Here is a 26,890-nt window from a genome sequence, read left to right as displayed (position 1 = left end):
AAAGGGGTGACGTATGGATTTATTGAATATTATCATTTTACTCGGTTTAGGACTGACCGTCATCTCCGTTCTTAGCCTCATCTTCGAGCGATTTTTCTTCCCGAGTATATTGGCATTTATCGCGATTGGGGTCGCCGTCGGCTTCTTCTGGGATGGGAACGAAGTGTTCAAGGTCGCCGGTGAGATCGGGATCATCTTATTGTTTTTCTTGCTCGGACTGAAGTTCCCGTTAACAGAGCTCGTCAAGCGGATGAAACAAGTGTGGAAAGCAGGCGTTTTAGACATCGCGCTCGCGTTCGGTGTCACCATCGGCATCGCTTTGCTGTTCGGGCTCGATTTTTCGCAAGCTTTCTTGATCGGGGCCGTCCTTTATGCGACGAGCTCGTCCATCTCTGCCCGGTTGCTCGAACGGAACACGGACAAGCACGAAGATATTAAAGAATTCGTGCTCGCCTTGCTCATCTTTGAAGACATCTTCGCACCGCTCATCTTGACCGTCGCTCCGTTCATCATTCAAGACGAACCGATCGCTTTCTCTGACATCGGCAAAGTGTTCGTCGGTTTTCTCGTGTTCGGTGTTTTGTTATTTGTCGGCTCACGCTTCGTCACGAAACAACCGAAGATCGCGAAGCATATGCTACTTCAGGACGATGCGAGCATCGGCTTGATCGGCTTGATCTTGTTCTTCGCGGGCATCGGCATGATATTCGGATTATCGGAGATACTCGGGGCGTTCATCGCCGGAATCATGTTGGCCGGCATTCACGACGTCAGACCGTTAAAACGTCTGACCGTGCCGGTCCGCGACTTATTCTTACCGATTTTTTTCATCTCATTCGGAATCTCAATCAACCTCGAGCAAGGAGTGATCATCAACACTCTCTTCTTTGTGTTGATCGTCTGGGGCGTGCTGTCGAAGTGGATCGTCGGGCGTGTCGGCGGCAGGCTGTACGGCTTGACGCGGATTCAAGCGAACGAGGCCGGTTTCTCGCTCGCACCTCGAGGCGAATTCTCGATTCTTTTCACCGCCCTCTCGAACGGGGCCATCAACTTGTTCGTCGGGTTATACATTTTCGTTTCCGCCATCATCGGCATCGTCTTGTTCCGCTTCTCTGAAAGTTTAGCAGCGAAGATGGAGCAGACGCTCAAAAGAGTCTTGCCCGAGGAAACCGATAGAAAATCTGACCAAACCGATAAAGGAGACTGAAAACTCATGGTTGAAGTTGCATTCGTATGTATTCATAATTCATGCCGCTCTCAAATGGCAGAGGCAATCGGACGCGATGTGCTCGGAGATATCGCCCGCGTCCATTCAGCCGGCACGGAAGATTATCCGGAAGTAAAGCCGCTCGCACTCGAGGCCGTCCGGGAGATCGGTCTTGATCCGTCGGGACAACATCCGAAACGGCTTGACGAGATTCCGGACCGGCTCGACTATTTGATCACGATGGGTTGCGGGGTCGAGTGTCCGTACGTACCGACGACATATCGGGACGACTGGGGGCTCGATGACCCTTCCGGTCAGCCGATCGAAGCGTTCCGGGAGACACGTTCGCAAATCATCACGAAGATGAAGCAGTTGCGCGTACAGATTCTGAACGACCATCCTGAACTTCATCAATAAACGGGCCCTCTTAGGAGGACCCGTTTTTTAGTCGCCGTCAAAACGATGACGCTTTGTTTGACCGTTTCCGCTTCCGCCACACGACGAAAGCGATGATCGCGATGACGAGAAGCGCGTACATCACGTATGAATACACGTCGAGATAGTCTAAGATCGATTCCCAGTTCTCCCCGACCCGAATTCCGATATAAATCAGAATCGAATTCCAGATCAACGTTCCGGCCGTGCTCAACAGCAAAAATTTAAGGAACGGCATGTTCGACATACCAGCCGGCAGTGAGATCAAACTCCGAACGACCGGCATCAGCCGACCAAAAAAGACCATCCAGCCGCCATAGCGGTCAAACCACGCGTCCGCTTTTCGGACGTCATCGATATCGAGTCGAATCCACTTCCCGTGCCGTTTCGTCCACCGTTCGATCTGTTCGACGTCTAAATACACTCCAATCCCATACAACAAGACCGCTCCTAAAATGGCGCCCACTGTCGCCGCCAAGACGACGACCCAGACGATCAAATTTGTTTTGACAGCAAAGAACCCACCGAACAGCAAGACGACCTCTGACGGGATCGGCGGGAACACGTTCTCGATAAAGATCATGAACGCGATGCCGAAATAACCGTATTGTTCAATGATACTGATCATCCAATCTCGCATAAATCCATCGACCTCCAATATGACGTATTATACCCGTCCATGAACGTCGGCAATCGTTCCGACGTGCTAAAATGAATCGACAACGACAAGGAGTTGAACCGACATGGAAGAGACAACACGCTGCCCTTGGTGCGGCACAGACCCGGACTACGTTCGGTATCATGACGAGGAATGGGGCAAGCCGGTTCATGATGACAAAAAACACTTTGAATGTTTGACGCTCGAGAGCGCGCAGGCAGGGCTCAGCTGGATCACCATCTTACGGAAGCGTGAGAACTATCGGCGCGCGTATGCCGATTTCGATGTCACGCGCGTCGCCGACTATACTGATGTCGACGTCGAACGGCTGCTGTCAAACGATGGCATCGTCCGTAATCGCCGCAAGATTGAAGCGTCGATCAACAACGCCAAACGATTTCTCGAGATCCAGCACGAGTTCGGTACATTCGATGCGTACATCTGGTCGTTCGTCGACGGGAGCGTCATCAACAACGACTGGACGTCGGTCGAAGAGGTTCCGGCGACGACGGAGCTATCGCATCGCTTGAGCACAGACTTGAAACGACGCGGCTTTAAATTTCTCGGCCCGACGACCGTTTACGCCCATCTGCAAGCGACCGGTCTCGTCAACGACCATCTGATCAACTGCCCCGCTAAATGATTTTTTGTTATTTTAGTCAATGACGAAAAATAAACGTGCAGCCGATTCAATTTTGTGACAAAATCTTGTCAAGGTATAAGATATAGATTTTGAAAACGTTTTCACAACTGAATGAGGGGGCTGTTACATGAACGGGATTTTAGTTTCCATAACGATTTACATGGTGCTCATGGTCGTACTCGGCGTCGTCGCCTATCGCCGGACAGAGAGCATCGGCGACTATATGCTCGGAGGACGAGGGCTCGGTCCAGGCGTCGCCGCCTTGTCGGCCGGGGCATCTGACATGAGCGGTTGGCTACTGATGGGCTTGCCGGGCGCCATGTTCGCGACCGGCCTCTCGAGTGGGTGGATCGTCATCGGGTTGACGATCGGCGCCTACTTGAACTGGCTCCTCGTCGCCCCGCGTTTACGCACGTATTCATATTTGTCGGAGGATGCGATCACGATCCCAGACTTCTTCGAGAAGCGGTTCAAAGATTCTCGGGGCACACTGCGGACGTTCTCAGCCGCCGTCACCTTGATTTTCTTCACACTGTACGCGACGAGCGGCTTCGTGGCCGGCGGCCGGTTGTTCAACGCCGTCTTCGGCATCGAATTTGTGACGGGCGTCTTGATTTTAGCGTCGATCATCATCCTCTATACGTTCATCGGCGGGTTCCTCGCTGTCAGTTGGACGGACTTCGTCCAAGGACTGATCATGTTGTTCGCGCTCATTTTCGTCCCGGCGATCGCGATCACGGCGACCGATGGCGTCTCGAACGCGCTCCAAACGATCGGTGATATCGATTCGGCGCTGCTCGATCCGTGGACGGGCCAATCGTTCATCGGGATCGTGTCTTTATTCGCCTGGGGGCTCGGTTACTTCGGACAACCACATATCATCGTCCGCTTTATGGCCATCAAAAAATTACAAGATATTAAGACGGCCCGCCGGATCGGCATCTCGTGGATGCTTTTCACCGTCGTCGGGGCGATGGCGACCGGATTGATCGGTCTCGCCTACTACACGCAGCAAGGACTTGAGATCGACAATCCAGAAAATATTTTCATCAATCTATCAGACCTATTATTCATCGACTTGATCACGGGCGTGTTACTCGCGGCACTGCTTGCCGCCATCATGTCGACCATCTCGTCGCAGTTGCTCGTCTCGTCTAGTGCGGCGACGACCGATTTCTATCAGAAGTTTTTCCGCAAACAGGCAGGTGACCGTGAACTCGTCATGGTCGGCCGGATCACCGTCATTCTCGTCTCGGTCGTCTCGATTTGGCTCGCCTTCGGTGCCGATGATACGATCTTGAACCTCGTCGGCTACGCTTGGGCCGGTTTTGGTTCCTCGTTCGGTCCGCTCATCTTGTTCAGCTTGTTTTGGAAGCGGACGACGCGCCAAGGCGCACTCGCCGGCATGTTGACGGGCGCGTTCATCGTCATCGTCTGGAAGAACTTCGCCAGCGACTGGTTCGGGACCGTCGGTGAACTGTATGAGATGGTTCCAGCGTTCTTCTTATCGGCGCTTGCCATCTATGTCGTTAGCTTGATGACACCGCCACCGAGCACGACAATCACGAACGAGTTTGAACAGATGGAGCACATATTGAAAAAAGAAGGCATCTGAACCGCACAAAGTACCGGGATCCACTACCCCGGTACTTTTTTGTCTGTCGTGACAAAAGGAGATTTAGCGCTTTTGCCGAACTCCTCTATATACACATTCGATTTTAAACGAAAGGAAGTGACCACTCACTTGAAACGAGTGATCTTGCTAAAACAACCTGCCCTACTTTTGTCCCTCCTTTTCCTGTTCGGCTGCACCTCAGCCGATGTCGAAACTACGCAACCCGAGCAAACTGAGAATCCGCCGGTCGAGACGGAACAACCGCTTGAGACCGTGCCCGAAGAACCGGAACCGGTCGTGACGACGACGTCCATTTACGCGATCGGCGATATTTTATTGCACGACTCCGTCTACAACGCCGCCAAGAGCGGTGACGGCTATGACTTCACCCCCGCGTTTGAAAAAGTTGCGCCCGCTTTGGCCGAGGCCGACATTACCGTTGCCAACCAAGAGAGCATGATCGGCGGCAGTGACATCGGGTTGTCGAGTTACCCCGCCTTCAATAGCCCCTACGAGATCGGTGATGCGTTGCAAGAAGCAGGCATCGACCTCGTGACGACAGCGAACAATCACACGCTCGACCGCGGCGTGAAAGCGATTGAGAATTCAATCGCCTACTGGAACTCAATTGATATGCCGTATACCGGTTCGTTCTTATCCGAAGCAGATAAAGCCAACGTCCGGACGCTGACCGCGAACGACATCTCGTTTGCGTTCCTCGCCTACACGTATGGGACGAACGGTGTCGTACCGAAGCAGCCGTATCACGTCAATTACATTGACGTCGAAGCGATGAAACGAGACATCGAGGCAGCCGAACAAACCGCCGAGCTGACCGTCGTCGCACTCCACTTCGGGAATGAGTACGAGCCGCTCCCGAACGAATCGCAAGAAACACTCGTCCAACAACTGTCCGATTTTGGTGTCGATATCATCATCGGCCATCATCCGCACGTCCTGCAGCCGACGGCCTGGGTCGACGGCGCTGCAGGCAATCGAACGTTCGTCGCCTACTCACTCGGAAACTTCTTGTCTGGCCAGCAAGGCGATGAGCGGAATACGGGCGGCATCGTCGGTATCGACATCGTCAAGACGACCATCGACGGCGAATCGACGTTTGAGCTCACGAACCCGATGTTCTATCCGACGTTCACACGGCAATCGAGCGCGGGCCATTTCGAGGTCGTCCCTCTCCAGTCCGCCAAACCTGAGCTATTCAACGAGACGAGCGAGCATATGAAACAATGGATGCCAGAACTCGAGATCATTCAGTGACGAACCACTTTTCATAAGTGGTTCTTTTTTTTTTAGGAAAACCATTGCTTTCCACCCCAGCATCCTTTAATGTAAGTTGTATATTTATAAAAACAGATGAATAATTATGTATAAGGGGTGCAACGAAATGAAACAAAAACTCGTATTAGCTTATTCAGGTGGATTGGATACTTCGGTCGCCATCAAATGGTTGAACGAACAAGGGTATGATGTCATCGCTTGTTGTTTGAACGTCGGGGAAGGCAAAAATTTGGAGCATATCCAACAGAAAGCGCTCAAGGTCGGCGCCGTCAAATCAGTCGTCATCGATGCCGTTGATGAGTTCGTCAATGACTTCGCCCGTTACTCGATGCAGGCTCACACGATGTACGAAGGTGTCTATCCGCTCGTCTCCGCCTTATCACGGCCGCTCATCTCGAAAAAGCTAGTCGAGGTCGCACAAGCCGAAGGAGCCGTCGCTGTCGCTCACGGCTGTACCGGCAAAGGCAACGATCAAGTCCGGTTCGAAGTATCGATCCACGCGCTCGACCCGTCGCTCGAGATCATCGCACCGGTCCGGGAATGGAAATGGTCGCGGGAAGAAGAGATCGCCTACGCCGCCAAACACGATATCCCGATTCCGATCGTGCAAGCAGAACCGTTCTCGATCGACCAAAATATTTGGGGTCGTGCCGTCGAGTGTGGCATCCTCGAAGACCCGTGGGCCGCTCCGCCAGCAAGCGCCTATGAATTGACGGCGCCGCTCGAGGATACGCCGCATGAACCGACGTACGTCGAGATCGAATTCAAACAAGGCGTCCCGGTCGCCCTCGATGGGAAACCAGCGACGTTCACGTCGATCCTTGAACAATTGAACATCGCCGCCGGCGCCCACGGGATCGGCAAGATCGATCATATCGAGAACCGGGTCGTCGGTATCAAGTCGCGTGAAGTGTATGAGGCACCTGGGGCGATGACGTTGATCACGGCACACCACGCGCTCGAGGCGTTGACGCTCGTTCGTGAAGTCGCCCATTTCAAGCCGATCGTCGAACAAAAATTGACCGAGACGATCTATAATGGCCTGTGGTATTCACCGCTCACGAAAGCACTCCTCGCTTTCATCGATGAGACACAACAGACGGTGACCGGAACGGTGCGGATGAAACTGTTCAAAGGTCAAGCCATCGTCGACGGACGGAAGTCGCCAATCTCGCTCTATGATGAACAACTTGCCACGTACACGTCAGCCGATACGTTCGACCAACAGGCTGCCGTCGGCTTCATCAAACTTTGGGGCCTACCGACAAAAGTCCAGGCCGAAGTGTTAGCCGAGAAAGGATTGATGCCCCATGAGTAAACTATGGGGGGGACGGTTCGAGCAGACAGCGAGCGAATGGGTCGACGAGTTCGGTGCCTCGATCCATTTCGACGCCCAGCTCGTGCTAGAAGATATCGAAGGGAGCATCGCCCATGTGACGATGCTCGGGGACCAGCACATTTTAACCGCTGACGAGTCCGAACAGATCATCGGCGGTCTGAACACCCTCGCTGAGAAAGCACAAGCCGGCGAGCTGTCGTTCAGCGTGTTCCATGAAGACATCCACATGAACCTCGAGTCGTTACTTCGCGAGGAAATCGGTCCGGTCGCCGGGAAGATGCATACGGCGCGCAGTCGAAACGACCAAGTCGCGACCGACATGCACCTATATTTGAAGCGTCGCGTCGGTGAGACGATCGAAGGCATTGAAGCACTACAGACGGCGCTCTATAACCATGCGGCAAACAACGTCGAGACGATCATGCCTGGCTACACGCACTTGCAACGGGCGCAACCGGTCTCGCTCGCCCACCATTTGCTCGCTTATTTTTGGATGCTCGACCGTGACAAGGAACGCTTCAGTGACAGTTTGAAACGGATCGATATGAGTCCGCTCGGTGCCGGCGCGCTCGCCGGGACGACGTTCCCGATCGACCGCCATCGGTCGGCCGAGCTGCTCGGTTTCAGCCGGGTCTATCCGAACAGCCTCGACGCCGTCAGCGACCGTGATTTCATTTTAGAATATTTGTCGAACGCGTCACTCCTGATGATGCACTTGTCCCGGTTTTGTGAGGAACTGATTTTGTGGAGCAGCGAAGAATTTAAATTCATCACGATCTCAGACGTGTTCTCGACTGGTTCGAGCATGATGCCGCAAAAGAAAAACCCCGACATGGCCGAGCTCGTCCGCGGCAAATCGGGTCGCGTCATCGGTAACCTGATGGGTCTACTCACGATCATGAAAGGTCTGCCGCTCGCTTACAACAAGGACTTGCAAGAAGATAAGGAAGGTATGTTCGACACGGTCAAGACACTTCAAGGTAGTTTGAGCATCATGACCGGCATGATTCAAGACATGACGTTCCACGCCGAGACGATGAAACAAGCGACCGAGCGCGATTTTTCGAACGCGACCGAGCTCGCCGACTACTTGACCGCGAAAGGACTGGCGTTCCGCGAGGCCCACGAAGTGACGGGTACGCTCGTCCGCTACTGTATCGAGCAGCGCCTCTACTTGTCAGAGCTTCCTTTAGAGACGTATCAAACCCACTCCACTTTGATCGGGACTGACGTCTACGAGGCACTCTCACCGGTCACGGCCGTCAAACGCCGGAATAGCTACGGCGGGACCGGCTTCGATGCGGTACGGACGCAACTTACGGAAGCGGCCACCAAACTTCATCAACCAACGAGTTGACACGAAAGCACCTGGCCACTCATGACCAGGTGCTCATTTTATGCTTGCCAACGTAAATCACTAGATGTTAACCTATATATAGTCAACGTTAACAGAAAAGAGGTTTACATATGAAGATTCATGATTTGACACAAGTGGCCATCGGTGCCGCATTGCTGGCTAGTATCGGTTCTGTCGCCATCCCGATTGGACCCGTCCCGATCACGCTGCAAATGCTCGGCATCATGACGATCGGCGCCATTCTCGGTGCGAAAAAAGGCGGACTCGCCGTCGTCGTCTATCTACTTCTCGGAATGATCGGTCTCCCGGTGCTCAGCGGTTCCGGCGGCTTGGCCCCGTTCGTCGGCCCGACGGTCGGTTATTTGATCGCGTTCCCGCTTGCCGCTTACTTGATCGGGTGGTTGTCAGAACGATATCGCTCTTTCCCCGCCCTTATCGCCTACAACCTGTTGATCGGTCTCGGCTTCGTCTATCTCGTCGGCAGCCTCGGCCTCCAAGCCGTATTCGGTCTATCGTTTATCGATGCGCTTAAAGTGAACATCCCGTTCATCTTCGGCGACGTCATTAAAGCGGTGCTCGCCGCAGCCATCGCCGTCAAAGTCTCGGCAAATTCGCAAGTCCGACATTTACTTGCTTCGTGAGTGTTCAAACGTTTCGCCTTCTCCCTTATGTGGAACTTATATAGTATGGAAGGGGGGTGTCCTTATGAGCGATTCAACGTTTAAAAAACGCTTGATGAAAGCGACCCATCTCCATCGCTCCACAAAAGGACCAAAGCGCGGCAAAGATGAATCGCGTCATGAGAAACGCGACACAGAGGCGTTCGAACGACGACTCCGTGAAGCGAAGAGCAAAGTCGGCGAAATCCAAGAGAACATTGATCATATTTCTAGACGCTAAAACCCCGTCCACGGACGGGGTTTTGTTGTCATTTCTTTCGTCGCGGCCGGATGAACAGTGCGACGATGAACGAAAGCGCCAGGACGACGAGCAGTCCGAGAGAGATGTCATTGAAGCCGAGCAAGTTGAGGGCGACGCTGATGGCGACGGCGACGTAAAATCCGCCGAGCGCTTTCTTGACGAGCTGCGAACTGAACCGCTGCAACTGCTTCGCACCGATCGGCGAACCGATCATCGCACCGGCAATAAGCGCCAAACCGTGCCAATAGTTCGTATCGGCACCGGCGACCGCGTAATTGATCACGCCCGAGACGACGATGAGGAACGCCGCGGCGATACTCGTCCCGACGGCCCGTTTCATCTCGGTATTGAGCAGCTTGACTTGGAGCGGGGTCAACACGAACCCGCCGCTAACGCCCATGAGTGACGAGATGAATCCGCCGAACAGACCGATAAAACCGAGTCGTGGCAAAGATTCCGATCCGATACTTCCCTCCTCATGTTGCTTCGAACGGAAAAACGAGACGGCGAAGTATGTGAGTAGCGCGATGTAGGCGAGCGAGATGACCGGCTTCGCACCGTCGAGCGTCTCTAAGTAAAAGACGAGCGGCGTCGCCACCCACGTCCCGACAACCCCGAACGCCCCAATCAAGAGGGCGTGTTTTGGATTGACGTTCTTCAGTTTGAGATGTGAAATCGTACCCGCCGTCGTCGATCCGAGCGTGAGCATCAAGCTGAGCGCGATGGCCGCACTCGCTTCATATCCGAAGACGAGTAAGAGCGGCGTGAGTAAGATCCCGCCCCCGATGCCGAAGAATCCGCTCAAAATCCCGATGAGCGTTCCGAGCAGTAAAAATGATAATAACGCAGTGACATCCATATAGAACCCTTCTTTCATTCATTCTCGTTAGCAATCATATCAAAAAGGAGCGCAAGATGCGCCCCCACTCATAACGACCGCTCTAAAAAATCGAACAGTTTCTGACGGTACTCGGTTTGGAACGACCGGTTCGACGCCACGTGCCCGTCATTGTCGGTCACCCATAGCTCGATCCCGTCGTTTCGCTCGGCCAACTGCTCACTTTCTGACACCGGGATGGCATCGTCGCCTTTCCCATGAATGAGCAGGATCGGGGCCTCGATTTGAGCGACATCTTCAATCGGGCGAACCAAATCGGCGTCCAGCCCCGTGAACCACGGGGTCACCGTCATGATGACCGGTGTGAACGGTACGTTCGGCAAATCGCTCCATATCGGCAGATTCGTCTCGAGATAACCGCGAAGATCGCTGAACGGACTGTCGGCGATGACGGCCGCGACATCCATCTCATCGGCTGTCGCGAGTGCCGTCGCCGCTCCCATCGATACGCCGTATAGGACGATCGGTCCATCCGTCCGCTCATTCGCAAAATCGATGGCGGCCATCAGGTCCGTCTGTTCTTTCGCCCCGACCGTCACGCGGTCTCCTTCCGAGATGCCCGAGCCACGAAAATCAAACGTCAAAAACTGGTAGCCTTGCTCATGGAACTCAGGGATAAGTTCTTTCAGCGGCAAGTCGGACTGCTCGCGGTTTTTCCCATAACCATGGGCGAAGACGATCGTTGCCCGTGGCGTCGGATGAGGGATCCACCAACCGTACAGGTCACTGTCATCCTCTGCCTGGATCGTCACGTTCTCATATTTGATGCCGAGCGCCTTTGGCGTGAACGTCAGCGTCTCCCGCACCGGCGACGTCAATTGGTCGCCGATATGGGCCGAGATGCCGACGACGGCCAACATGGCGACGGTCACCACGACACTTACCGCAATTCCTATATATTTTCCCCATCGACTCATCGCCCGACTCTCCCTCATCTTCAAAATATTGCCCGATCGTTTCATCGGAGCCAGCTCCGTAACGCGATCAAGGCGTGTTGCACCGGCTCCCATGTCGACGCCGGGATCAAGTAACACGTTGCTTCATGGATCACGAACGTCTTGACGTCCGCCCGCTTGACGATGTTCTCCCCGATGGCACCGAACGGGTCGCTGTTGACGTCCGTATGTTCAAACGTCTTCCACACCCGCTCGCCATTCTCGTATACGGCGCAACCGAACTGCTTCACCGGTCCGTCGATCCCATATTCGGCATAATGCCATAACGTCGTCGCGTCGAGCGGCGACCCGAGATGGAGGATACGAGCGTCTCGTTCGACCATTTTTTCGATCGGTGACCCTGGTCCGAATCCGATATCGGTCGTGTGATTCGCGACCAGTTGCCCGGCGTCACGACCCCAGGCCGCGACCGACCACATCGGATGCTCGCTCCGGTGTACGTCCGGATACGTCCGGAACAGCTCAGGGACGCGGCCCATGCCGCGAGTCGCCGTCTTCCGTTGATCATAAGCAGGCATCTCGGCTCGGATTTCGTCCCACCACTCGCTTGGGACGGGCGGCGCTTCCCATTCAGCCGGGTCCGAGTTATCCCCGCTTTGAGTCGCCATCATGATGAGCCCGGTCGGCCCGACGACGTCTTGTAACGCTTCGATCACCGCCTCCGGTCCGCCGCAAACCCACCCGAGCTTGGATAACGAGCTGTGGACAAATAATGAATCTCCTGTCTGAATGCCCACTGCACGCAACTGGTCAGCCAAACTTGAACTTGTTACCATATGTTTCATCGGTTTCACTCCACAACGAGCTGGATCGTCGACCCGCTTCTTGATTTTTTCACTTCGATCCGCGCATCGACGCGGTCTTTCAACTCTTGGACGTGGCTGATGACACCGACGAGCCGTCCGCTCGACTGCAGCGACATGAGCAACTCGATCGCCTGGTCGAGCGATTCGGCGTCGAGCGTCCCGAAGCCTTCGTCGATGAGCATCGTCTCGAGGCTGACACCACCGCTCAGTTGCTGGACAACCTCGGCCAATCCGAGCGCGAGTGCGAGCGAGGCTTTGAACCCTTCCCCGCCCGACAAGTTTTGGACGCGTCGGGATTGTCCCGTATAGGCGTCAAAGACCAATAGTTCGAGTCCAGATTTTGCGTTCCCTTTCGCCGTCTCGACTTTTCGCTCGAGTTGGAACTGCCCACTCGTCATCAGATCAAGATGAATGTTGGCCGCATGTAAAATCTGATCGAAGAACGCGGTCTGCACATACGTCTCGAACGTCAGTTTCTGTGGGTTCAAACCACGACCCGTGTCGGCAATCAGTTTGACCGTCTCGAGATTGCGTTGCTCGTCTGCGGTCTGGTCTCGAAGCCGGTCCCATTCCGAAATGACATGGCGATGGCGCTTCAATTGGCTGTCCGCTGTGACGAGTTGTTCCGCCAATGCGTCGAGACTTACCTGCGCTGTCGTCAATCGGTCGTTTAACAGAACGAGATCCGGTTTGACCGCATCACCGATCTTGTCGGTCAATGCGTTGAAGCCATGTTCGAGGCGGATCCCGTCTGCCTGTTCTTCCGCGAGTTGTTCTTGCAGCGACGACACCGTGTCGATCTGTTCGACGTGTGTCAAAAAGACGTCACGGCTCAATTCGTTTTTCGCTAGCGACTCCTCGAGCTCGGTCGCGGTCTGGTCAAAACGTTTCTGCTCGAGGTCGAGCCGTTCGTTTAGAAGCCGCAAACGTTCTGCTTCAGTCCACTTCAAGCGTGTCACGTCCTCGAGTTCGCGTTCATACTGCGCGATAACTTGCTGCAACCGGTCGAGCTGCGTCGATTGCGCGTCACGTTCGGCTTGCAGTTGTTGAAGCGAGGCCGCATCCGGTTGCCGCATCACTTGCAGCCGTTCTTGGACGGCTTGCAACCGCTCGAGCAATTGCTGCCGTCGCTCCGTCAGTTCGCGTTTTTCTTTCTCTAATCGTTTTAGTTCTGTCATGACCGTGCGGTACGTGCGTTCCGCTTGAGCACGCGCCCGCTCTTCATCTCGAAGCGAACGGATGAGTCGCTCTTGCAGAGCGATCGCCTCCTGGACCGACCCGGACAAGTCGAGTGCCTGTCTTGACGATTCGAGTTCGCCTCGGACTTCTTCAGCCTGTTGCTTCAACGCCCGATAGTCCGCTCTCGCCTCGTGCAAGGCCGCCTCATATTGTTTCAGCATCTCCGTCGCGGCGACGAGCTCGCCTTGGTCACTCGTCACCTCGTGCGACGCGACCGTCCCATGGGTCCGCGATCCACATACGGGACAAGGCTCACCGTCGACGAGCGTCACACTGAGCTTCTGTGCCCATAACGCCTGCTCTTCATGCATGAACTGCTCGACGATATCCGACTGGGCCTTGTGACGCCGTTGCGCTTCCTTGCCGTTGCGCTCACACGATGCGAGCCGCTCCGTTACAGCTTGAAATCTTGCTTCGAGTTGCGTGTGTGCCGTGAGCCGGTCATACTTTCGTTCAGCTTCGACGAGACGGTTCGGTGTCGTTTCCTGTGCGAGCTCTGCTGACAACACCTCTTCCTGCCGTCTCAGTTCGGTTAAACGAGAATCGTCCTTGAAGACAGCGAGTTGGTCGGTCAAGCGTTTCAACTCGTCTCGCTCTGTCACGGCGGTCTGCCATTCGTCAACGAACGGAAGCATGTCATCGATGGCTTTCAGACGGGCGGTGATCGTCTCGACTTCTTGCTTCGAAGTCGCGATGCGCTCCGTCTTGGCGTGGAGCTCGTCTAGTTTGCTCGCGTATTGTGTCAACCGTGTTTGAACACCGTCGATGTCATGATTTAGCCGTTCGATATCTTGTCGATTCGCCAAGTAGCGATCGTATAACGGCCGGACACGGCTTGACGCCTCCAACCGTTCAATCAATCGGCGGCGCTCCATCCGATCGGCTTCACCCGATTTGTAGCGTTCAAGGGCGCGTGCCTGCTCGTCACGTTCGACGAACAAACGGACGAGCGCGTTCGCCTGTTCGAGTTCGCTCCGTATCGCATCGACCCGTTTCGATTGTACGTCCCGTTCGCCTCGTAACGACTCGGTCGCCGTCAGCAGGCGCTCTTCTCTGGCCTCGAGCCAGTCCTGAATCTCCGGCAAGTTACGCTCGGCGACGGTTTCGATGTCATCGTCTTCAAGTTCAAGCAGCTTCAAGCGTGTCGTCTCGGTCGCCCACTCGACTTGTTTCCGATACTTGCCATACCGCTCGACCCAATTCTCTTGAAACGCTCGATACGCCTCGGTCTTAAAGATCGACTGGAGGATCTGTTGTTTCTTCATCGAGTCCGAGTCGAGTAGTTGGCGGAACTGGTTTTGCGGGAGCAGCAGGATTTGGCTGAACTGCTCATAATCAAGTTGCAGCAACGATTCGATCTGCTGCTCGACATCCCCGACTTTCGTCGCCAGCGGTTTCCAGCTGTCCGCCCATTCATAGAGGACCGCCTCATGCGGGATCGGTGTCTTATTTTTCGGGTGCGGTTGTTGGGGCTGGCGGACGATCCGGTACCGTTCCTCACGAATCGTGAACGAGAAATCAATCTCCGTCTTTCGTTCCGGTTCGGCGTATTGGCTTCTAAAATCGCTGGCGTTCCGGAGGGCACCGCTCGCCCGTCCATACAAGGCGAACGTCATCGCATCAAAAATCGTCGTCTTGCCGGCGCCGGTTCGTCCACTGATGACGAACATCGAGCGCCCTTCAAGCTGTGTGAAGTCGATCTGTTCTGTCTCGGCGTAAGGACCGAATGCGGTGATCGTCAATCGTTCAGGTCTCATATCGGTCCATCTCCTTCCACGAATCGTCGTACCGTCTCATCGGCGTCTCGGCCATGGACAGCTTTATAGAACTCCATATAGACGTCCTCGATTGACTGCCGTTCGAGCGTCTCACGCTCGAAGCGGGACGTCTCGTCTTGGCGGCGCAACAGTTCAAGCTCGAGATGCAAGATGTTCGGATAGACGGTCCGCAGTTTCGCCATCGGGTCGAATAAGGCAGACTCGTCGGTCAAGACGATTTTCAAGTAATCATCCGTTTTCTCGTCTTGATAGAACACCGGATCGAGTAGTTCATTCAACGTGCCCGTCAAGATGCGCAAGTCGCGTCTTGCTTGAAGCGGACGACGTCGGCGCGTCCATCCTCCGTCCCATTCGATGACGTCGACCGATTTCACGTGGTTCGCCTCAGAGAATGAATATTTCATGAGCGAACCGCTATAGGCGATCTTGTCGTCGCGGAGCGCGTCGCGGTTATGGAGATGGCCGAGCGCCGTATAACCGAACGGTTCGTATAGTCCTTTGGCGACTTGTCTGGCCGTGCCGACCGACAGTTGCCGCTCAGAGTCGGTCTCGAGACCGCCGGCGACGAAGCTGTGGCCGACCCCGACCGCTCGGGCATCGATGGAACCGAACGATTCGACGACGGCCGTGAGCGCGTCGTGATGGGTCCGGATCGTCTCGTCTTGCAGCGTGTAGCGGATCCGGGCCGGTTCTAAAAACGGCATCAAGTAAAACGGGATGCCCGCGACGATGATCGGTCCCGCACCCGGCTCATACTTCCCGACGATATGGAGCCCGACTTTCGTCAACAGTTTCGAACTATATTGGAGCCGTTCGGCCGAATCGTGGTTGCCGGCGATTGCGAGCACGGGGATGTTCCGCTCGAGCACGAGCGCTTGCCACATCTCGTCAAGCAAATCGACGGCTTCAACCGGGGGAACGGACCGGTCGTATAGGTCTCCCGCGACGACGATTGCGTCCGGCTTCTCCTCGTCGACAATCTGTAAAAACGATTCAAATAAAATGATGCGTTGATCTTCTGTCATATGGCGGCCGTGGACGATTTTTCCTAAATGCCAATCGGCCGTATGTATCCATTTCATTCGTCCTCACCTCTCTTCCCATTCTAGCATTTTTCACCGCAACGATTCGACGTCTTGACACTTGTTTTCGAAACAGCGAAAGTTAATAGGAAAGGGGGACGTTCGATGGAGTCCACAACTACTTGGCAAGCTTTCCTTCGCTTGTTCCGAGTCGCCAAACCGCCGAAACAATTGTTTATCGGTGCCGTATTGATTTCTTTAGTCCAAGCGATGGCGGCCCTCGCCATCCCGCTCATTTTGCAACGTGTCGTCGACAATTGGAGCGAGGCCGTGCTCGACGCCCGGCTCGTCGCCATTTTTGTCGTCGCTTTTCTCGTTCAAGTCGTCTCGAGCGCCATTTCCATCTATTGGCTACATATCGTCGGACAACGCGTCGTCGCCAATCTCCGGACGACGTTATGGGAGCACCTCGTCGCGTTGCCGATCCCGTTCTATGACGGTGTCAAATCGGGGGACCTCGTCTCACGCCTGAACAGCGATACGACGACGCTGCAACAGCTGTTGTCGGAACAGAGCGTCCGCCTGCTCACTTCGTTCGTATCGGTCATCGGGGCCGTCGGTATCTTGTTCACGCTCGACTGGCAGATGACGCTCGTCATCTTGTTCTCGGTCCCGACGACGCTCGTGATCGTCATCCCGCTCGGCCGCAAACTTAGAACGATCGCCAAGAAGACGCAACACGAACTTGGCGGGTTGTCTGGATTTTTCGCCGAGCTGCTCGGTGAGATCCGGCTCGTCAAATCACAGGCGACCGAACGGGAGGAAGTCACCGAAGGAAGCCGCCGGATTGAACGCTTGTTCGATTACGGTGTCCGTGAAGGACGGATTCAAGCGATCTTGATCCCACTCTTGAACGTCACGCTGACGGCGATGCTGATCGCCATCCTCGGTTTCGGGGCGTACCGTGTCTCGACAGGGGTGTTATCGACCGGGGCGCTGCTCGCTTTCATGCTCTACTTGTTCCAAATCATCACCCCGCTCATCACGATGACTGAATTCATCACGCGCCTGCAAAAGGCTCGCGGCGCGACCGAGCGCATCTCTGAACTGCTCGCGGTCGAACCGGAACGTTACGCCGCTGCCACGGAACACATCCAACAGTCGACACTGACGTTCGAGGACGTCACGTTCCGCTACGATGAGCAACCAGTCATCGATGCCATCTCGATGACCGTGCCGTTCGGGGCGACGACCGCGATCGTCGGACGGAGCGGCGCCGGCAAGACGACGCTGTTCGCGCTCGTCGAACAGTTTTACGTTCCATCGTCTGGGCGCATCCTGTACGGCGACCGCGACATCGATTCGTACGGCCGCGACAATTGGCGGCAAGTCATCGGCTACGTCGCCCAAGACTCACCCGTCCTCTCGGGAACGGTCCGCCAGAACATCTTGTACGGCCTGAAGCGTGACGCGACCGAGACCGAGATTAAAAACGCCTGTGAGATGGCGAACGCTTGGTCGTTCATCGATACGATGCCGAACGGGCTCGAGACCGAGATCGGTGAACGCGGTGTCCGTTTATCGGGTGGCCAACGGCAACGGCTCGCCATCGCCCGGGCGCTGCTCCGTGACCCCCAAATCTTGTTGCTCGATGAAGCGACGTCGAGCCTTGATTCAGAGTCCGAGCGTGTCGTCCAAGAGGCGCTCGACCGGCTCATGCGGGGACGGACGACGCTCGTCATCGCCCACCGCCTCTCGACCGTCCAACACGCCGATCAAATTATCGTCCTTGAGAACGGAGGGATCAGCGGGCTCGGCACGCACAAGACGCTGCTTCAAGACAACAAATTATATGAACGGCTCGTTAAACAGCAACTACTAGGAGGAAATCAACCATGAAGACAATCGGATTTATCGGACTCGGCGTCATGGGTCAATCGATGGTCAGAAACTTAATGAAGGCAGGCTATACCGTCCAAGCGTACACGCGGACGAAAGACAAGGCCGCCGACCTGCTCGCAGAAGGCGTGGCGTGGTGTGACTCCATCGAAGCGGCGTGTCAAAACGCCGATGCGGTCATCACGATCGTCGGCTATCCGTCAGACGTCGAAAGCATCTATTTCGGTAAAGGGATGATTCTCGACTCCGCCGAACCCGGCACACTCGTCATCGACATGACGACGTCGTCACCGAAGCTCGCCGAACGAATCGCTGAGGCCGCGATCGACCGCAGCCTACTCCCGCTCGACGCCCCGGTCACGGGCGGCGATGTCGGCGCCAAGAACGGAACGCTATCGATTCTCGTCGGCGGTGGCGAATTCGCGTTCACGAAAGCAATGCCGCTGTTTGAAGCGATGGGGCAAGCGATCGAACGGATGGGATACGCCGGGAGCGGCCAGTACGCCAAACTCGCCAACCAGATCGCGATCGCCGGCATCATGATGGGCAACGCCGAACTGCTCGCCTTCACGAAGCGTGCCGGGCTCGACCCCGATCAATTGCGCCAGACAATCCGTGGCGGCGCGGCCGGCAGTTGGACGCTCGAGAACCTGGTACCACGCATGATCGTCGAAGATTATTCGCCAGGCTTCTTCATCAAACACTTCATCAAGGACATGGCGCTCGCCCTCGAGAGCGCGCAAGAGTTAGGTGTCAAACTGCCGAGCCTCGAGCTCGCATACCGACTCTATTCGATTTTAGAAGAGAACGGATACGGTGAGAACGGGACGCAGGCGCTCATCGAATACTACATGCACCAGGACGTTTGAATCGACGTTGTTGTGGAATTAGTAGTACAGAAGGGAGTGATCATGATGCCTTGGAATATGAAAGATTATCCAGAGTCACTGAAAAACTTCGACCCGCTCGTCAAAAAGAAAGCGATCGATATCGCCAATGCCCTCATAGCTCAAGGGTATTCCGATCAAAAAGCGATACCGATCGCGACAGAACAGGCTAAAAAGTGGCATGAACATGCGACGAATGAAGAGAGACAAGACTTTAAGGACGCGCCCGATCCACAGAAGTCGGATCGGCACGGATCATAAAAAAACCACGGTCGGCTGAGATTCAGCCGGCCGTGGTTTCGTTTGCTTGTTTTTCTGCTTTGATTTCGAGGTAGAGCCCGCCGAGCGCCGTATGAAGATACGGCTGGACGAAGATATAGGCGATTCCGCCTGTCATGAGGACAAGCACGTACCAACCGATAAAGCTTGCATACAGCCTGAGCATGATCTGTTTTTTCCCGCGCATGAGGCGTCGGCTCTCACGCATCGCCGTGAACGCCGTCAGTTCGGGCTGATCGCGCAGGATGAACGGGACCATTCGATACGTCAAGTAAAACCAAACGCCCGGGACGATCAAGAAGAGCATGAGCACGTTCAACCCAAGATAGAACACGGCGTAATACGTGACGGCACGGACGTAGTCTTTAACGGACCCGAACGACTCGAGCAAAAGACCGAACCTTGGTTTTTCCGCTTTGGCGATGTCGAGGAAGATCCAGTTTCGTCCCATCTCGAGCGGGGCGAGCAAGACGGTCGCACCGTACAAGAGACCGATCGAGACGAGCATGACGGACGGGTCCGTCGATGACAAATCGAGTTGCGTCGTGATCATCGCTTGAACGAGCATCGTCGAGAGCACGGCAAGGAGTGAGATCCCCCAGTTTCCGGACAACATCCGGAGCGCAAATTGTTTATAGACTGCTGATTGCATGACGTCACCTTCATTATCGTTTTTTTCATTATAGCAAAAAAACAGTCATCCGACTGTTTTTAGCGTTTCATTTGCTCGAGCAGGTTTTGAAATTTCGCCTCGTCGAGTCTCCCGTCCGTCCGAACGCCGTTGCCGACATGGACGAAAGGAACATCGAGCCGGGCGACGAGTTGAGCGACGTTGTCCGCCGTGATCCCGGCTCCAGGCAGTATCGTCATCGTCGCCGCGTCCCGCATCGCTTCGAGACGTTCGATCCCTTCGAGGGCCGTCACCGCTCCCCCGGACGTCAAAATTTGATCGACTTCCGGAAATCCGTTCAACACGTCCACTGCTTGAACGAGATCAGCCGCCTCGTCGATCGCCCGGTGAAACGTGAGCGCCATGTCGCCTTTATGCTTGATGACCTCGCCGAGCAGCCGTTCATCGATTCGTCCGTCTTCCGTCAATGCACCGAAGACGATCCCGTCGGCCCCGAGCTCACGGCATAGCCCGACATCCGCCAAAATCGTCTCACTATCATCTTCGCTGTAGACGAACGAGTCGGTATGCGGCCGGATCATGACGTGGACAGGGACCGTGACGTTCTCCAATACGTTACGGATCGTCCCGAAGCTCGGGGTCGTCCCACCGGCACGCATATCGGCAATCAGTTCGAGCCGATTCGCCCCATATCGTGCCGCTGCTTTCGCTTCGTTTAACGTCGTGACGATGACTTCGATCATAAATGACTCCTCCTTTAGTTATGGAGCGAAACGCCATTCGACTTCGTGTTCGGCCAACGCTCGCTTCCAATCGGTCGGTTCTGGAAAATCTGAGATGATCGTCGTCACCGTCGAGAAGTCGGAGACACGATATCGTCTCTGTTGATTGAACTGGGTGTGGTCGGCGAGTAGATAACACATACGGCTCTGCGTCATGACGGCTTGCGTCACGGTCGACAGCCCATGGGCGTCACACGTCAGCCCGAGCGTCGCATCGACCCCTTCGACAGACAAAATCGCCATATCGAACACGTACGCTTTCAGTTGTTGAAGCACTTGTTCGCCGACGGTAACGAGATGTTTCGGGTCGATCGTACCCCCGAGCAATTGGATATCGCCCGTGAACACACCTTTGGCCCGCTGCTCGAATAGCGCTTTCGCAACCATGAGTGAAGGCGTGACGACCGTCAAGTTTCGCCCGCGGAGCCTTGACGCGACTTGCTCGGGGGCGACACCATGCCCGATGTAGAGTAGCATGTCGTCTTCGACGAGTTGAAACGCCGTATAGGCGATGCGACGAATCCCGTCCATGTTCGAAATCGTCATCGGTTGGAACGAGACGCTTTGATGCAAGACGGCTCCCCCGTATACCCGTTTGATGCGATGTTCTTTCTCAAGCTCTTCTAAGTAGCGGCGAATCGACTCCCCCGAGACGTTCAACCGTTCGATCAGTTCACTCGTCTTCACTTTACCTTCCCGCTCGATCCACTCGACAATCTTTTGTTTACGTTCTTCTCCAATTAACGACACAAGCCTGCCTCCTCCGCAAAAATCGCTTCCTCTTCTATTTTAGCGAACGGATGTAAATTTAACGTAAACTGAAAGTAAAGAACGGGCAAATCCAACACTTTTTTCATTCTTTTTAGCAAAAATCCACGGAAATCCACAACAATTGGTCGGTCGTTCGAAATCGTTTCGTCGCAAACGCTAAAAAACCGAACGGAACCTGCTAGACAGGTTCCGTTCGGTAACATCTTTATTTTTTCTTTTGGAACAGCGGCACTTTCGGTTCGGTGCCCGCGCGGATCCGTTGCCAGTTCGTGCGGTGCTTGATGATGATGAACGAGGCGAGCGGTACGATGACGATGAGTGGCAACCAATCTTTTGTGATGACACTATACGTCACGACCGTCACGAGTCCGACGGCTGACGCCGCCATCGATGAGAGCGACACCATCCTCGAGATGAGGAGCGCCACGATAAACGTCCCGACGACGACGAAGAAGAACCACGGGAACGCCGCGAGTAAGATCCCGGCGCTCGTCGCGACCGATTTTCCGCCTTTGAACTTGGCAAAGATCGGGTACGAATGGCCGATGATGGCTGGAATCCCTGCGAGCAAGAGACTCATGTCGCTCCCGAACAGGAGCGGCAACAGCGCCGCAACCAACCCTTTGCCTATATCTCCTAATAATACGAGCGTCCCCGCTTTTTTTCCGAGCACGCGGAACGTGTTCGTCGTCCCTAAGTTCCCGCTCCCATGCTCCCGCACGTCGACTCGATAGCCGAGCTTTCCGACGATGAGCGCGAACGGGATCGAGCCGAGCAAATAGCTGACGATGATGATTATCACTTCTGTCATGTAAGGCATCGCAATTCCCCTTAGTCCATTAATTGCTCGAGGTAGCGCTCGAACGGAACGTTCGTTTTATGAACGTTCGTCGCATGGTCTACCCCGATATATCGTAAGTGCCACGGTTCATACATATAACCGGTTTCCGTTTCGTATGCACGTTGGTAACGGACGATAAAACCGTATTTGTGTGCATTATCAGCAAGCCACTTGCCCTCTGTCGTCTGTTCAAGCTCTTGCGTCAGTTGATAACCGACTGACGCGCTCGAGACGTCGATCGCGAGCCCTGTCTGATGCTCTGAGTGTCCCGGAGGCGCCGAGTACTTCATGGCCTGCTCCTTGCCGTCACGCGCGACGTAGGCGTTGAACAACTGCACTTGATACGCATACGTCCGAAACGCGCTCGTCCCTTTCAAGTCAATCCCGGCCGCTTTCGCGTCCTTCATGAGTGACTCGATGGCACGGGCCGCTTCTTTACGCAACATTCTACGCTCACCGGTCGCCGAATCGACGAAATCGATGTTCGCCGTCACCAAATCAGCCGGTTGATAATCACTCGGCAAGGCAATCTGTTTATTGACGAGGACGAGTGCGTCCAACTCAAGGTTTGCTTGCCCGTTCAATTCAATCGGTTGACTCGGCTCTGCCGGCTCGGCCACTGGTTCTTCCTCGGCCGGCGGCTCTGGTTCGGTCGCCGGTTGTTCGTCCTTGTCCGTTTCGGCCGGCTCTTCCGCTTCCGGAGCCGGCTCTGCCGGTGCTGTCTCGTTATCAGTCGGCGTTTCCGCCGGCTTCTCCGTGTCAGACACGGTCGGTTGTTCTATCGGTTCGTTCGGATCAGCTTGTTCGCTTGTCGTACATCCCACTAACGTGAGCGTCAAGGCGCAGCACACCATCAACACAGATGGTTTTCGCATGCGATCTTCCCCTTTCTTCATACAAAAAAATACCGTCAAGATATGATACCACACTGACGGTACAAAGGAACGACTGTTATTGAACCGGGCTCAAGACTTTCAAATACATATCGTGCCATGCCGGGAATTCCCGGTCGAGCCGGATCGGCTTGAAATCGCCGCGCTTCACGACGACATGCGTCGTCTTCGCCGTCCCGACCAAATCATTGTTTTGATCGGTCAACTCGTACCCGTAGACAGTACGGATCTTCGAATAACTGTCGACCCAGACGCGCACGTTGACCGTGTCCCCGAACGTGACGCTCTTCTTATAGTCGACCGTCACGTTCGTCACCGGCGACACGAACCCGGCCTGTTCCATGTCTTTATATTCCACTCCGAGTTGTCGTAACAACTCGGTTCTCGCGATCTCAAGGTAGACTAAATAATTCGCATGATAGACGATCCCCATCATGTCCGTCTCTTGGTATCGTACAGGAATCTGAATCGTATGCATCAAATCGCCCTCTTTTCAGTCTACAGTATATTATAACTTACTCTTAATATCTACTACTAAAATCTGATTTAACTCGCTATCCTCGGCGTTCTCGGCGATGAGCCGGTACGATTGCCGGGCGATCGCCTCATCGACGAGCGACAGCGCCGTCCGTGCGTTCGGTTTATCTGCATGCTTCAGTCGTTCGGCCAGCGCAGCTTCGACACCGTCCCCGAACGCATAACCAAACTTCTCGGCATAGCTGTTCGCGATTTGGGAAAGTTGCGCGAGTGAATAGTCGTCGAACTGAATCGTTCGCTTGATCCGACTGCTCAGTCCCGGGTTCGAATCGATCAACCGGCGCATCGGCGCCTCATAGCCCGCCAAGATGACGACGAGGTTCTCCCCGTGCTTCGGCATCTCGTCGACGAGCGTATCGATCGCTTCGCGTCCGTAGTCGTTCGGACCGCCGTTCAAACTGTACGCCTCATCGATCAGCAATACCCCGCCGAGCGCGTCGCGGATGGCTGCTTTCGTCTTTTGGGCCGTCTGCCCGACGTAGCCGCTGACGAGGTCGGCACGGCTGACGACTTTCAAATGTCCCCGTTTCAAGTAGCCCGTCTTCTTCAACAACTGAGCGTACACGTGCGCGAACGTCGTCTTGCCGGTACCGCTGTTGCCGACGAGCGCGGCGTGAAGTTGGACCGGAGCCGTCTTCAGCCCGAGCTCGCGCCGCCGTCTTTGAATCGTGATCAGTGCCTCGATCTCCTGAAGCTGTCGTTTCGCTTCTTCCATCCCGATCATGTCATCGAGCGTCGGAGCCGTGCCGTCTTCGCTCGTCGCCTCTTCAAAATCGAGCTCTGTCAACAAAGCCATCTCGTCGAGCGGGGCGTCGGCACCGAAACGAGATCCTTTTTTGAACATCGCATCGAGCAAGATGTTATGGACGGTCCGGGCGTTCCCAAACGTCGCATCGACTCGTTCCCGGTCAATCCGGGCGATGAGGGCGCGCTTGGCATCGGTCGTCAGCACATAGTTGTTCTCTTCGGCCACTTTCTCACCGATCGCGACGAGCTCTTCGTCGCTGTAGTTCGGCAGCTCGTAATGGTTCGATTCAGGGAACCGCGACCTGAGTCCTGGGTTCGCGAGTAAGAAGTGGCGCATCTCTTCCGGATAACCGGCCAGGATGACGACGAACTTCCCGGCATATTCTCCACTCGTCATCGCGGCGACGAGTGTGTCGATTGCCGCCTGCCCGTAATCGCTCCCGCTCGCATCTTGCCGTTTGAGCGCGTATGCCTCATCGATGAACAAGACGCCCCCTTCGGCTTCCTTGACTTTATTCATGACTTGTTCTTCCGTCTGGCCGACGAAGGCACCGACAAGGCTCGAGCGGTCTGCCTCGATGACATCGGGTCGTCCGAGAAGACCGAGCTCGAAATAGATCTCGGCCATGAGCCGGGCGAGCGTCGTCTTGCCGGTACCGGGGTTCCCTGTGAAGACGAGATGGAGCGATGGTTGATGTTTCGACGAGAAACCGGCCTTGTCCCGTTCTTTTTGGAACAACAAGAACCGATACCATGCTTTCACCCGCTGCTTCACTTCCGTTAGACCGATCATCGACTCGAGCGACTCGATCGCACTCGAGCGGACCTCCCGCGGACGTTCTGGCAACAGCTCGCAAATCGCCTCGATCCGTTGTTTGACGAGACCGACCCGCTCACCGAAACGACGGAACGCCTCCCGGCTGAAGTAGTTGCCTTGCATCGACGCGAGCAGCGACGCGGTGTCATCTTCGAGTGACGCGACTTCTTGCATCGCTTCGATGACGACCTCGAACAAACGCTCCAATTGATCTTTGAACTCGGAGTCCCGCAGATCTGACTTGGCCCGTTCGATTTCGTCGTGTAACCGATCGAGCTGATCGAGCAGTTCGGACGTCTTCGCTTCGTACTCGGTCAAAATTTGGACTTTCATCGAGGCGTAGTCGGCTTCGCGAAGAGTCGGCCAGTCGACATGGAGCGATTGTCTGAAGCGGCGCAACTTCTCATTCAGTTGGCTGACTCTCAGTTCGGCCGGTAAGGCGCCGAGCGACTCGAGTTCCTTCACCCAGCGATTGAGAAGCGGATCGATCGTTTGGTTGTGCTGCAACCGTCTCGTCGAGAGCAGTGTCAACGTCCGGATCAACTCGTCGTTATGCTCTGTCGCACGCGACCAGTGGGCATAGGACAAGAGCGCCGCTTCATCGACCTTGTCGCCTTGTTCCCACCGTTCCAAGTCATGCTGAACTTGTTCCAAATGGATCTGTTTCATAAAGTTCTCCCTTTCAGACGACAAAGGAGCCGACGTCTCAGTCTGCTCCTCGTCGGGTTATAGTGCTTCAAAAGAAGTCATGCGAATCGAGTGGAACAAGTTCCCGTTGTTGCGTGACTCGGCAGCGAGCAGGATCCGTTCGTTCACATCGACGTAATACGTCACTGCTTCCTCATTTTCGCCTTCGTCGAAGATCGATGGGTATTTCTCGACCCACTCCGCAGGTACCGCCTCGGCGGATTCCGTTTTGACGAACGCCTGAGCTGTCCGACCGATGATATTGACGTCTCCTTCACCCGTACCTAGCGTCCCGTCATCAAGCCACTTGCGAATCTGTTCGTTCGTCGCCCGCGACAAGAACGGATGGGGTGCGACTGCACCCGAACTCGTCTCTTGACTGTTCGTTTCGTCGCCTTCCGGATTGAACTCACGGTACATCGTGCCATCCCATTCGGCCCGGGCACCGGCGTTCGGTCCCGATACGACCTCGGATACGAAATGTCCGTTCTCATCGTACGTGACGAGGTAGTTGCGTACTTCGAGCGTCTCCCCGTCTGCCGGCAACTTCTTCTCTTCATAGCCGATTTCGACGGACGTGTAGAACGGTTCGGTCCGGTTCTCACGACCGTTGTCGTCATCATTCAAGTTGGTGACCAAATAAAAATTATAAGCGAGCAGAGCGCCGACGATGAGGATGCCGGCAAAAATAATCCAACTGAGCTGCTTTTTCACTTCTCGTTTCATAACATGCCCTCCCAATATTCTTCACTTACTATCCTACACTAGCGAGGGTGCCATGCAAAACATTTACAACTAAAAAAAGGGCCTCGACTGAGACCCTGAACTGAGCCCCGTAAAATGGACAGTTTAATAAAAAGCCCGTATGTCCTATGCGGCGATTAGATGGCCCCGATATTGTTCCGGGGTCATCTTTTTTAGGTTCCACTGACCGCGTTCGCAGTTGTAA

26 protein-coding genes are annotated in these 26,890 nt (G+C 55.0%); 12 read left to right on the top strand and 14 right to left on the bottom strand.

What is annotated here, in order from left to right; translation table 11 throughout:
- The first annotated feature begins 13 nt into the window (after positions 1-13).
- Both EVJ32_RS13155 and EVJ32_RS13150 read left to right on the top strand, forming a co-directional pair.
- Positions 14-1,207 carry a cation:proton antiporter gene (locus EVJ32_RS13155; RefSeq protein ID WP_131458725.1) on the top strand — a complete coding sequence of 398 codons (1,194 nt, stop codon included), beginning with the start codon at positions 14-16 and terminating at the stop codon, positions 1,205-1,207.
- 6 nt (positions 1,208-1,213) lie between these two features.
- Positions 1,214-1,624, top strand: a complete 411-nt coding sequence (locus EVJ32_RS13150; RefSeq protein ID WP_131458724.1) for an arsenate reductase ArsC — start codon at positions 1,214-1,216, stop codon at positions 1,622-1,624.
- Positions 1,625-1,661: 37 nt separating this feature from the next.
- Here EVJ32_RS13150 and EVJ32_RS13145 read toward each other — a convergent pair whose 3' ends face one another.
- The gene (locus EVJ32_RS13145; protein WP_131458723.1) at positions 1,662-2,282 is read right to left on the bottom strand and encodes a DedA family protein; all 621 of its coding nucleotides are present in this window, start codon (positions 2,280-2,282) and stop codon (positions 1,662-1,664) included.
- A gap of 103 nt (positions 2,283-2,385) precedes the next feature.
- Here EVJ32_RS13145 and EVJ32_RS13140 point away from each other — a divergent pair, with 103 nt between their 5' ends.
- From EVJ32_RS13140 to EVJ32_RS13110, 7 genes are all read left to right on the top strand, one after another.
- A complete protein-coding gene (locus EVJ32_RS13140) occupies positions 2,386-2,943 on the top strand; it encodes a DNA-3-methyladenine glycosylase I (protein WP_131458722.1) in 558 nt (185 codons plus the stop codon).
- A 127-nt stretch (positions 2,944-3,070) separates the two neighbouring features.
- Entirely contained in the window at positions 3,071-4,558 is a 1,488-nt protein-coding gene (gene putP / locus EVJ32_RS13135; protein WP_131458721.1) for a sodium/proline symporter PutP, read from the top strand.
- A gap of 138 nt (positions 4,559-4,696) precedes the next feature.
- Complete coding sequence (locus EVJ32_RS13130; protein WP_236634063.1) at positions 4,697-5,833, top strand: CapA family protein; 1,137 nt, start codon at positions 4,697-4,699, stop codon at positions 5,831-5,833.
- 127 nt (positions 5,834-5,960) lie between these two features.
- A complete protein-coding gene (locus EVJ32_RS13125) occupies positions 5,961-7,172 on the top strand; it encodes an argininosuccinate synthase (RefSeq protein WP_070327175.1) in 1,212 nt (403 codons plus the stop codon).
- On the top strand, positions 7,165-8,550 hold the full coding sequence (gene argH / locus EVJ32_RS13120; protein ID WP_131458719.1) for an argininosuccinate lyase: 1,386 nt from the start codon (positions 7,165-7,167) through the stop codon (positions 8,548-8,550). Before EVJ32_RS13125 ends, argH begins: the two co-directional genes overlap by 8 nt.
- 110 nt (positions 8,551-8,660) lie before the next feature.
- Positions 8,661-9,191 (top strand): biotin transporter BioY, encoded by a 531-nt coding sequence (locus EVJ32_RS13115; protein ID WP_131458718.1) that lies wholly within the window; start codon positions 8,661-8,663, stop codon positions 9,189-9,191.
- A 64-nt stretch (positions 9,192-9,255) separates the two neighbouring features.
- Entirely contained in the window at positions 9,256-9,450 is a 195-nt protein-coding gene (locus EVJ32_RS13110) for a hypothetical protein (protein ID WP_131458717.1), read from the top strand.
- Between the two features lie 28 nt (positions 9,451-9,478).
- Here the strand turns inward: EVJ32_RS13110 and EVJ32_RS13105 are convergent, their stop codons facing one another.
- The 5 genes from EVJ32_RS13105 to EVJ32_RS13085 form a co-directional block, all read right to left on the bottom strand.
- On the bottom strand, positions 9,479-10,330 hold the full coding sequence (locus tag EVJ32_RS13105) for a sulfite exporter TauE/SafE family protein (protein ID WP_131458716.1): 852 nt from the start codon (positions 10,328-10,330) through the stop codon (positions 9,479-9,481).
- 68 nt (positions 10,331-10,398) lie between these two features.
- Entirely contained in the window at positions 10,399-11,286 is an 888-nt protein-coding gene (locus tag EVJ32_RS13100) for an alpha/beta hydrolase (RefSeq protein ID WP_131458715.1), read from the bottom strand.
- Between the two features lie 41 nt (positions 11,287-11,327).
- Positions 11,328-12,110, bottom strand: coding sequence for an AAC(3) family N-acetyltransferase (locus tag EVJ32_RS13095; protein WP_201738403.1), 783 nt, complete (start codon positions 12,108-12,110; stop codon positions 11,328-11,330).
- A 5-nt stretch (positions 12,111-12,115) separates the two neighbouring features.
- On the bottom strand, positions 12,116-15,127 hold the full coding sequence (locus EVJ32_RS13090) for an AAA family ATPase (RefSeq protein WP_131458713.1): 3,012 nt from the start codon (positions 15,125-15,127) through the stop codon (positions 12,116-12,118).
- On the bottom strand, positions 15,124-16,230 hold the full coding sequence (locus tag EVJ32_RS13085) for an exonuclease SbcCD subunit D (RefSeq protein ID WP_131458712.1): 1,107 nt from the start codon (positions 16,228-16,230) through the stop codon (positions 15,124-15,126). The genes EVJ32_RS13090 and EVJ32_RS13085 overlap by 4 nt, the downstream gene beginning before the upstream one ends.
- A 105-nt stretch (positions 16,231-16,335) precedes the next feature.
- Here EVJ32_RS13085 and EVJ32_RS13080 point away from each other — a divergent pair, with 105 nt between their 5' ends.
- From EVJ32_RS13080 to EVJ32_RS13070, 3 genes are read left to right on the top strand one after another with little or no spacing between them, the layout of a single operon-like run.
- Complete coding sequence (locus EVJ32_RS13080; RefSeq protein ID WP_131458711.1) at positions 16,336-18,069, top strand: ABC transporter ATP-binding protein; 1,734 nt, start codon at positions 16,336-16,338, stop codon at positions 18,067-18,069.
- Positions 18,066-18,938, top strand: a complete 873-nt coding sequence (locus EVJ32_RS13075; protein WP_131458710.1) for an NAD(P)-dependent oxidoreductase — start codon at positions 18,066-18,068, stop codon at positions 18,936-18,938. The genes EVJ32_RS13080 and EVJ32_RS13075 overlap by 4 nt, the downstream gene beginning before the upstream one ends.
- A 42-nt stretch (positions 18,939-18,980) precedes the next feature.
- Positions 18,981-19,217: a DUF2188 domain-containing protein gene (locus EVJ32_RS13070; protein WP_070327164.1), complete on the top strand. Its 237-nt coding sequence runs from the start codon at positions 18,981-18,983 to the stop codon at positions 19,215-19,217.
- Between the two features lie 22 nt (positions 19,218-19,239).
- Here the strand turns inward: EVJ32_RS13070 and EVJ32_RS13065 are convergent, their stop codons facing one another.
- The 8 genes from EVJ32_RS13065 to EVJ32_RS13030 form a co-directional block, all read right to left on the bottom strand.
- Positions 19,240-19,887 (bottom strand): DUF975 family protein, encoded by a 648-nt coding sequence (locus EVJ32_RS13065; protein ID WP_131439712.1) that lies wholly within the window; start codon positions 19,885-19,887, stop codon positions 19,240-19,242.
- 59 nt (positions 19,888-19,946) lie between these two features.
- Positions 19,947-20,609, bottom strand: a complete 663-nt coding sequence (locus EVJ32_RS13060; protein ID WP_131458709.1) for a copper homeostasis protein CutC — start codon at positions 20,607-20,609, stop codon at positions 19,947-19,949.
- Between the two features lie 18 nt (positions 20,610-20,627).
- Positions 20,628-21,398 carry a DeoR/GlpR family DNA-binding transcription regulator gene (locus EVJ32_RS13055; RefSeq protein WP_131458708.1) on the bottom strand — a complete coding sequence of 257 codons (771 nt, stop codon included), beginning with the start codon at positions 21,396-21,398 and terminating at the stop codon, positions 20,628-20,630.
- 226 nt (positions 21,399-21,624) lie between these two features.
- Positions 21,625-22,239, bottom strand: a complete 615-nt coding sequence (plsY, locus tag EVJ32_RS13050) for a glycerol-3-phosphate 1-O-acyltransferase PlsY (RefSeq protein ID WP_370250774.1) — start codon at positions 22,237-22,239, stop codon at positions 21,625-21,627.
- 11 nt (positions 22,240-22,250) lie between these two features.
- On the bottom strand, positions 22,251-23,135 hold the full coding sequence (locus EVJ32_RS13045) for a M15 family metallopeptidase (protein ID WP_236634060.1): 885 nt from the start codon (positions 23,133-23,135) through the stop codon (positions 22,251-22,253).
- Between the two features lie 76 nt (positions 23,136-23,211).
- On the bottom strand, positions 23,212-23,631 hold the full coding sequence (locus EVJ32_RS13040; RefSeq protein ID WP_070327159.1) for an acyl-CoA thioesterase: 420 nt from the start codon (positions 23,629-23,631) through the stop codon (positions 23,212-23,214).
- Positions 23,632-23,661: 30 nt separating this feature from the next.
- Positions 23,662-25,923, bottom strand: a complete 2,262-nt coding sequence (locus EVJ32_RS13035; RefSeq protein ID WP_131458706.1) for an AAA family ATPase — start codon at positions 25,921-25,923, stop codon at positions 23,662-23,664.
- 57 nt (positions 25,924-25,980) lie between these two features.
- Positions 25,981-26,667: a hypothetical protein gene (locus EVJ32_RS13030; RefSeq protein WP_131458705.1), complete on the bottom strand. Its 687-nt coding sequence runs from the start codon at positions 26,665-26,667 to the stop codon at positions 25,981-25,983.
- Between the last annotated feature and the right edge of the window lie 223 nt (positions 26,668-26,890).

This window comes from Exiguobacterium sp. SH5S4, assembly GCF_004337045.1.
In the GTDB taxonomy this organism is placed as follows: domain Bacteria; phylum Bacillota; class Bacilli; order Exiguobacteriales; family Exiguobacteriaceae; genus Exiguobacterium; species Exiguobacterium aurantiacum_A.
This window is presented reverse-complemented; position numbering and strand designations above follow the sequence as displayed.